The following is an 8,549-nucleotide window of genomic DNA, read 5'->3' as shown; positions in this document are numbered from 1 at the left end:
CAAATTCTTACACAGCAAGCTTTTTGCCCCTTCCTCTCCGTCGAACTCACGTTAACTTCGGAATCGAGACAAGAAAGAAAGAACTTTGTCAACGTACTCATGTTTGCTCGAATTGCGGCTATACCACTGATAGAGATGTTGCAGCCGCTCAAGTAGTTCTAGTTAGTGGACTTGCAGCCGTAGGGCATACGGTCAAGATGCTTGCAGAGGGTAAATTCATTGGAATCCCTAAGAAGCAAGAATCCTCGTACCTTTAGGTCGGGGAGTGTCAACATCCTACTCGACCAGGGTTATCATCCAGAACATCTGACACAGGAACTAGAAAAGGTATACCCGCAGATCATGCGGAAGATTAAGTTTGAGCGCTCGACCAAGCCGGACACCCAAGAAAAGGCAGCGCAAGGCAAGTCAGGATTTGTCCCAGCAGTAGCCAGGTGGGTGATTGAACGGTCGAATGCTTGGATGGAGCGCTGCAAGATCCTGGTCAAGAACTTTGAGCGAACACTATCGAATGCCACGACCAAGCTCAATCTTTGTTTTGTTAGGCTCATGCTTAAGAGAATCGCAGCTTCTTAGAGATATCAAATGGGTTCTATATAAAAAAGGTATAACAAATCATTTAATATCTATCTTGTGATAGATGACGGTAATCTTTGAAATATTAGAGGCTATGAAGTTACTGTCTATTATAAAAAATACATCATCACAACTGTTTGCGTAAATACACCACATAAAAATAAATGGGGGGGGAATTGTTATAGGAATAACAAAATTCATTCACCCTGATTACCTTGTGAAGAATTTCTCAGCTAGATGATTAGAGCAAACCTATGGATAACAAAACCCCCAAACCACGCCTCAATAAGCAACCAAACCCTGTCTTTCATCGTCCCCCAGTTAAAAAGGAAAGAACTACAGCTTTAGCTTTAAAAGATAAATTTGATCAGCAAATACTAGAAAAACATCCTTGGGGACAGTTCTTATTATTCCTCGAAGATTTATATACAAAAACTATACCTCGCCTTCATGAAGAAGATAAAAGCCGGGGAACAATTTTTCAGGAAGCTATTAAACTACTTAATCAATATCCTCAAGAATCTTGGAGTCAATTAATCAATAGATTTTCACCATCAGATTACAAAGATGTTGATGATATTTACTATCATATATCCAATCGTAAAAAGCTGACACCCCAACAAGTTCATCAAGAATCACAAGCCGCTATCAAAGGGTTAATTAATAACGCGGAATATGGATTTATTTACACAGAAAATAGAGACATTGGGCGGATTAGTCAGTTATGTGATGCGATAAATTACTTCCAGAAACATCGTTCTAAAACTTATTTAATTCTCGCTCAACTAGAAGCAAATGTCCCAGAAGATGCTAAAACCATCTTTGCAGCTTCCCCAGTTTTTCAGAAAATAATTGAATTTGGCATTACCGAAAAACTAGAAGATTTTGGTATGGCTTTAATGAAACATTTTAAAGTTACCCGCACTGCAATTAAAGATGAAGCAGCTAGTAATCTCGTCTTGAGTATGGGCGAAATTGAAAGAGAATTAAGAACTCAAATTAATATTTTAGAAGCCGAAAAACTAGACCTGACAAAAAAGTTAGCAGAAACCCATCAGCAAGCTCATCAAGAAAGTCTAACCGAAATTGCCAAAGCCTTGCAAAACGGTACACAACCTGCTTTAGACCAAATACAAAAAATCATCAAATTATTACAGTCTCAGCTAGAAGAAACCGGAGAACCAGAACTTACTTCTGATGATGCTTTGAGTATATTTATTATTTTGCGTAATTTCATGGAAGTGTTACAGCAATTAGGAATAGAAAGTTACCCTAAATCTGTTAAGGGTAGTTTTAAAATATCTCAAATTGACCTGCGAAAATACGCTTATATAGGAAATCCTTTTAGCGATGAAACAGAAATCAAAGAAGTAGAGTGTATCCAAACAGGGTGGAAAGTTAACAACACAGTAATTACACCAGCCCAAATTAAAGAGTTAACTCCTACTTCAGAAAATCATTAAAGTAACATGGGAGAAAAAATTATGGCAGAAAATATAGCACTGTTGCTAGACCTTGACAATATTAAGCCTGAACTCCGTGAACTTGAAGATATTTGTAGAGAATATGGTTCTGTAGTAGAACGTCGTGCATTTTCCAACACCCCCGCAGTTCTAGCTGCTTATGGTAGTAAGCTACGTGATTTAGGATATCGATTTGAATTAACTCCAGGACTAACAACTGTCCCCCAAGAAGTTGATAATTTAATTTTCCGCACAGCTGAAGAATTAATTAATAATTCCCAGCAGGAAATTAACATCATTACTGTAGTTAGTAATGATAACGACTATGCTAAATTATTTTCATATTTAACCACTAAAGGGGTTAAAACATTAGCTATTGGCAATAATCAACTGGGAACTAAACTACGAGAAAAAGCCACATATATTGAATTTATCAGAAATATTTTGCGCCCTACCTATCTGGGGATTGATTTAGGAACTACTAATACAGTAGTTGCAATAGCTAATCAAAGATTAAGCAGAAACCAACAATGGACAGCTAATGCGATGAGTTTTCCTGTGAAAAATGAGCAGGAAGGGTTACAAAATACAGAGTTAATTCCTTCTGCTGTGCGCTTTTCTAAATTAGATAGTTCGGAAATTGGTAAACACGTTCGGGGTCAATATTATGCTTTTAGAGACCAAACTATTTTGGCTTGGAAACATGATATTGGCACTCTTGAAGATGGCGCACCTTTTGAATATAAACTGAGTCTGGGCAATTTTTCACCGGAACAAGCAGCCGCAGAGGTGTTAAAATTTTGCCGTCATCAGTTAATCCAAAAGCATATAGATGTGGGAGGCGCGGTAATAACTCACCCGGCTTCTTATGAACCTGATGCAATTGAAGCCACTAGGAAAGCTGCTAATTTAGCGGGTTGGGAAGAAAGCGATATTGTTTTACTCCCGGAACCAAAAGCGGCTTTATATGATTTTTTGTATAGATTGCAGAATGGCGAAATTTATGCTGATTTAGATACGAGCAATCCTTTAAATATTCTGGTCTATGATTTAGGCGGTGGAACTTTAGATACTTCTTTACACAAGGTGGAATGGAACAGTGATATTTCCCAATTTTTGATAGAAGATATTTCCATTGGTTCCCGTACCAGAGTTGGGGGAGATCAAGTTGATGAAAAAATAGTTGATTACTTGTTTAATCATTATAGCAAAATTAATAAATTATCTACTCCTGAAAAGACAAAACTTTGGTATGAATTAAGAGTATACGCGGAAAAATTCAAGCAGGTTTGGGGGGCAAAATATTTAGAAAATCCTGATAGAGAGGAGTTTAAAATTCCTTTTGAATATGTGAGTTTAAACTCTAGTTTTTCAATTTTCTATAGTTTTGGCTATCGTCAAATGCAGGAAGCATTAAAGGAGTTACTCTGTCCAGAGATTAAACCGGAACTAATTGAAAAGTTAGATCCTCAGACTGCTTTTGATCAACCTCCTTTTACAGATCGTCATGATACCTTTGTTGTTCCGGTTTTGGATGTCTTACTCAAAGCTAAAGATAAGTTAGGAAAATCACCTCAAATTAATGCTATTCTGCTAAATGGTGGGATGACTTATTTCCCTTTAATTAGGGAAAGGTTAGAGCAGCTGTTACCCGGAACATTGATTCTTTCCGAAGGAGATCCAGACTTAGCGGTTGCTCGTGGTGCAGCACTTTATGCAGCTGGTACTGTTGGGAAGTCAGAGGGAATTAACCCGACAAATATTTGGCTAGAGGTGACAGATACTCACACTGAAGCATCTAAATTGGAGTTGTTAGTTGCTCACGGTCAAAAGTTTCCTTATCGCACAACTTTGGCTGGGTTTCGTTTACCAGTTTTTGATGAAGGTTTGATTGGTTTTAATGCTTGGGTGGGTATGGGTTCCCAAGTGAATCAAAATACAACTTTACAACGAACTCGTTATGTGCAAGCTGATGAAATTTTGGCTGCTGATATTGAACCAGGAAGTTACTTGAATCTGGAAGTAGAATATACTTTTGATGAACGATTGTTGTTGACATTGGTACAGTGCGATCGCCCTGATGCGCGTTTCCGTTTGGAAGTTTCTCCACAGCGCAAATTACCTCAAAATCTCAACGGTGAAAAAGCAATTATAGAAGTTAGTCATCAAGGGGCTGATTTAATTCCCAAAATTTCCCGTTCTCGGTTAGGTAGAGAAATTAATCCTACTATTCAGGTACAATTTACTGAGTGGGGGAGAGTGACATTAAACTTATCTCAAAATTGGCAAAGTAAAATTTTTCAAGATCAACGACGCGCTTTAGAAAGCCATAGTTGTCTGGCTATAAATCGGTTATCAATTATTCAAAGTTTATTTCAATGGTTAGATAAAACGAATCATACGCGACCGGAGTTACAAGAAACTAGGAAAACCGTAGCAGTGATGGCGTTAACTAATATTATTCAGGGTTTACCTTCTGAAAATGCTGATTTTCAGACCAGAGAACTGGAACAGAAGTATCATAATTGGATTCTCCGCCAGTTTCAAAGTGGTTTGTCAAAATATACGCAACTCAACGAGTTACACACTGCTATTGCGCACACTCCGGGTAAAATGTTGTGGTCAGATTTTGATGAGTTAATTTACCAAGAGTTTACGACCATTTCCCATCTTCCCCGTTCAGTGACTTTACTGAACTCTTTTGGTATTTGTGCTGAACCTTCTACACGTAATATTACTCGGTTGCGCTCGATTATCCAAGGTAATCAACATTTAGCTGTGCGCCAAAAGGCTTTTTGGGCTTTAGCCAGAATTATTAGCCCTGGTCAACCTCAGCAATGGCAAGCTAAACTGAATGATGTGGAAGAGGTTGCATCATTTGTGTTAACTCAAATTAAACATCAAATTAGTGAACCTCAAATTGCTTTAGATGCTTTGGGGTGTTTGAGTCAATGTATCGGTTGGCATATTACAGGACATTTCTTACATGAAAGAATTGTCAATGAAATTTTATCTTTGGTAAAATGCTATCTACCTTGTCAGGGTAAGATGTTTTCATTCCCAGGTATCTCCAGTCAGTTTGACCGTAAGTTAGAGTTAATAGAACGGGCTTTTTATCTGGAAACTGCGACTGCTGAGGATATTCAAGACCTAAAAACTTGGTTTTTGGAGAGTGTGAAGGGTTAAGTGGCGATCGCCTGAATAATCAAGGGGAAATAATTTTATCTGCCAAAGATTTGCTTAACGGTAATATTGATATCTGGAAAGGCTTTGATTGATAAACGCTCATCCCTAGTCAACTTGTGCATCAGTTGATAAGTTCCGCCTGTTGGTTGTTGATAAACTTCGACCATTTCGGCGTTAATATCTACTAACCAAACTTCCATAATATTTGCTTCTGCATACAAAGGAATTTTCTCTTCCCGGTCATACATAACAGTGGAATCAGCGACTTCAATTAATAAAAAAATATCCTGGGGTTGGGGATGTGCAGTTGCATAAAAATCATTACGGGGTTGGACTAATGCTACATCTGGCTGTGGTTCTGAGTTATTGTTCAATACAACTGGATTTTGAGCCGCAATTATGGCACGTTTATCCAACAACTGCACCAATAAATTGACTAATCGATTTACACAAGCAGCGTGTTTTGTCCCTATAGGTGACATTTCAATAATTTCTCCCCGGAGCAATTCCACTCGGTCATCCTCTCTGAGAATACCCGATGCCAGCATCTGATGATACTGCTGCACTGAGAATTTACGTCTGAGCAATTGTACAGACATGACTTCCTCCATTCTTGCCTAATCTTTATTGAGACATCCATCCCACAATTCAGATGACAGACTTCCTGACTGGATAATTAAAATATGGAGCTAAGCGGATTCGAACCGCTGACCCCCTCAATGCCATTGAGATGCGCTACCAACTGCGCTATAGCCCCGTGCGATGCTTATAAGATGCTCTCTATATAGCTTTTTGACTAATAGAGGACTTTCTCTCAAGTTATCCTGAAACTCATTATATGGCAGTTTATGTCAATTTTAAACAAAGCTAGTGTTAAGTTATGTGAAGAATGTTAGCACTCATGGTTTTATTTATAACATTATTCTATTGAGGTAATCTTGACATCCTAAAATCTCAAGATTAAGATTAATGCAGGCTATAGTCCACCAAGTCAAGTTTAACGCAAGTTTAGTAAACTTTGACTTACCCTACATCTGAGATGGAAAACAAGTTTAGTACATCCAGGTGAATTGAATAACCAACCTGCCTGGAGAAAAGTATACAGGTCAATTCTCCTGTTGATTTCTGCTGCAATTTTGGTGTTTTAGGGCTTTATATTTTCTTAATTACATTCAAATAAATCTTCTCACAGGAGGCTGGGTGTATTTTTGAACGACCTAACTATGTGCTTATTATTAATAATGACTCAACAAATCAATTCAATTGACTAATTATTAATCACAAGTCTAAGGAAATATCACAACCTTAGTCCCTAACTCCAAGTATTCTTTCTTATACTGCTCAAAGTTATTATTATCAATTGAGTCATCCACACTAATAAAAATATCTACCTTCTGACCTTTACTATTGACTACCCTAAGAATCATCGTGTAGAAATATTTATATCCTATTAAGTCTGATCTCAAAAGTAAGTCTACGTTATCCTTAATGTTCAGCTTTTTTTGGTACTGAGTGCTATCAGCCCATCTGATGATATAACTAGAATAGCCGTTACCTAATCTTTGGTTTACTGGGCATTGCAGCATCTTATAAGTACCTCTATCTAATACTTCTATCTCTCCATTATTTCTGAGCATAGATACCAGATTCTCAGGCAGCTCCATACTGACACCAAACTTCTTAAAGATGAATTGTTTAGTAAATACTGAGTCTTCTTCTACAGGGTAGTTACATATAGGTTTACTGGGTTTAGATTGAGCTACTACAGAGAAATTGAGTAAAAGTAAACTTAAATAAAGTAGGCTAGTAAGGAGTAAAGATTTCATTTAACTCATCTAGTAAATATAAATTTATGATACCCACATTAGTAAGTAAAATTTCAACATAACAGAGTATCCAGACTTTAATCTTAACCAACCCTCATATTTAATAACTCATTTACCTCCTGCTTCCCATAAGTCATCACTTGTGGATGGGGTTTAGTTTGATTTATAGCATTGAGACTTATTATATCTTCTCACAATAGGTTAAGTATATTTACAGGTGACACCCTAATATGTGCCTGCTAAAGTCAGAGATGTGGCAATCATTACATTGCTACACATAAAGCTAGGCTGATGTGTTGTGAGAAAATCTATTAAATTTGAATTATACAAAGATGCCTGAAGTAAATCAGACTGAAAAATTAATAGGAAGCATTTTAGTTGCGGTTATACTTGTAGTTATTATTGGTCCTACACTATGGAATAATTATCAACAAAATCAGCAAAGAGAAAGAGCACGTAAGACTTGTGAACAACTTGCTTCAATTAGATCTGATATTATTAGAAGACAACGATCTGGAGATCCTACTGTAACTTCTTTAGAATTAGGTGCTGCTTATCAATTAGGTAACATGACTGGTGATTGCAAAATACCAAAGTATTAAAAATTTGTATTATAAAAGATAAAAAATTTGAAGAATAATGTATAAGGTCTTGAAATATTTTTTATTTTGATATTTTTAGTATTTTAGCAAATTTTAATAAAAAAATATGACTAGGCGTGATATTGTCAACTATTTTATAAATTTTTGGTTAGTTATTTATTCTTTTGTTTTATTAAAATATGTTCCCGATGTGGGTTGGGGAATAATTCCATTTGTAGTTATTCATATGCTTGTATTAAATGCAATATTTGAAGACCTTATTGAAAAGTTGTTATTTCCGACAGTAAGAAAGGACGATCATAATGAATATACTTTTGGTTTCTTTGAATTTATTTTAAAACTTTACTTTTTTTGGGTTGTTTTAACTTTTTTTTGTGGATTAATTACTCAATTTTTCATTATTTGTAGTTCAATATTTGTTGGTTTGTGGGTTCCTTTACAATTATTATACTTATTTTTAGTGTGGATAATGTTTGATAAATATGAAAAATATAAAAGGACAAAAAAATAATTTTAAACTAGCGCTAATTCAACATTTATTTCAACTAAAGCCTATATCTAAATAAACACATGAAAAAATTTTTAGATGCAATACCCATAATTTTTTTCTATTTGTGTATCATTTCTTTTATATATCAAACTATTAGAGGATGCCAAGATATGTTTTCTCAAGATCAATATTGTTATACTAAAGGGCAAAGACTAAATAGAATAAAGATAAAATGTAGTGAATTGAATATAAATAATCAAAATACAAGATAGGTAACTATTATTTTAACCAACCCTCATATTTAATAACTCATTTACCTCCTGCTCTTCCCACAAATCATCACCATAGATATTAGTATTCCTTCTTCTTTTCCAAGCATAAGCAGCCAAAGCCAGTGCCATAACAC

6 protein-coding genes and 1 tRNA gene are annotated in these 8,549 nt (G+C 35.8%); 4 read left to right on the top strand and 3 right to left on the bottom strand.

Features of this window, described 5'->3' with window-relative positions:
- Nucleotides 1-830 precede the first annotated feature (830 nt).
- Nucleotides 831-2,039, top strand: a complete 1,209-nt coding sequence (locus ACM0OP_RS23125; protein ID WP_414530754.1) for a hypothetical protein — start codon at nucleotides 831-833, stop codon at nucleotides 2,037-2,039.
- Nucleotides 2,040-2,060: 21 nt separating this feature from the next.
- A complete protein-coding gene (locus tag ACM0OP_RS23120; protein WP_414530753.1) occupies nucleotides 2,061-5,225 on the top strand; it encodes an Hsp70 family protein in 3,165 nt (1,054 codons plus the stop codon).
- Nucleotides 5,226-5,260: 35 nt separating this feature from the next.
- Here the strand turns inward: ACM0OP_RS23120 and ACM0OP_RS23115 are convergent, their stop codons facing one another.
- The 3 genes from ACM0OP_RS23115 to ACM0OP_RS23105 all read right to left on the bottom strand — a co-directional run bounded on the left by ACM0OP_RS23115 (nucleotide 5,261) and on the right by ACM0OP_RS23105 (nucleotide 7,051).
- A complete protein-coding gene (locus ACM0OP_RS23115) occupies nucleotides 5,261-5,824 on the bottom strand; it encodes a Uma2 family endonuclease (protein ID WP_414530752.1) in 564 nt (187 codons plus the stop codon).
- Nucleotides 5,825-5,909: 85 nt separating this feature from the next.
- A tRNA-Ala gene (locus ACM0OP_RS23110) sits at nucleotides 5,910-5,982 on the bottom strand.
- 529 nt (nucleotides 5,983-6,511) lie between these two features.
- Entirely contained in the window at nucleotides 6,512-7,051 is a 540-nt protein-coding gene (locus ACM0OP_RS23105; RefSeq protein WP_414530751.1) for a hypothetical protein, read from the bottom strand.
- A gap of 332 nt (nucleotides 7,052-7,383) precedes the next feature.
- On the opposite strand from ACM0OP_RS23105, the gene ACM0OP_RS23100 reads away from it, so the two are divergent.
- On the top strand, nucleotides 7,384-7,653 hold the full coding sequence (locus ACM0OP_RS23100; protein ID WP_414530750.1) for a hypothetical protein: 270 nt from the start codon (nucleotides 7,384-7,386) through the stop codon (nucleotides 7,651-7,653).
- Between the two features lie 106 nt (nucleotides 7,654-7,759).
- Nucleotides 7,760-8,164, top strand: a complete 405-nt coding sequence (locus tag ACM0OP_RS23095; RefSeq protein WP_414530749.1) for a hypothetical protein — start codon at nucleotides 7,760-7,762, stop codon at nucleotides 8,162-8,164.
- Nucleotides 8,165-8,549 lie beyond the last annotated feature (385 nt).

This window comes from Nodularia chucula CCY0103 (assembly GCF_963923915.1).
Taxonomy (GTDB): Bacteria; Cyanobacteriota; Cyanobacteriia; order Cyanobacteriales; family Nostocaceae; genus Nodularia; species Nodularia chucula.
The sequence above is the reverse complement of the archived record's forward strand: the minus strand, read 5'-3'. Positions and strand labels throughout refer to the sequence as shown.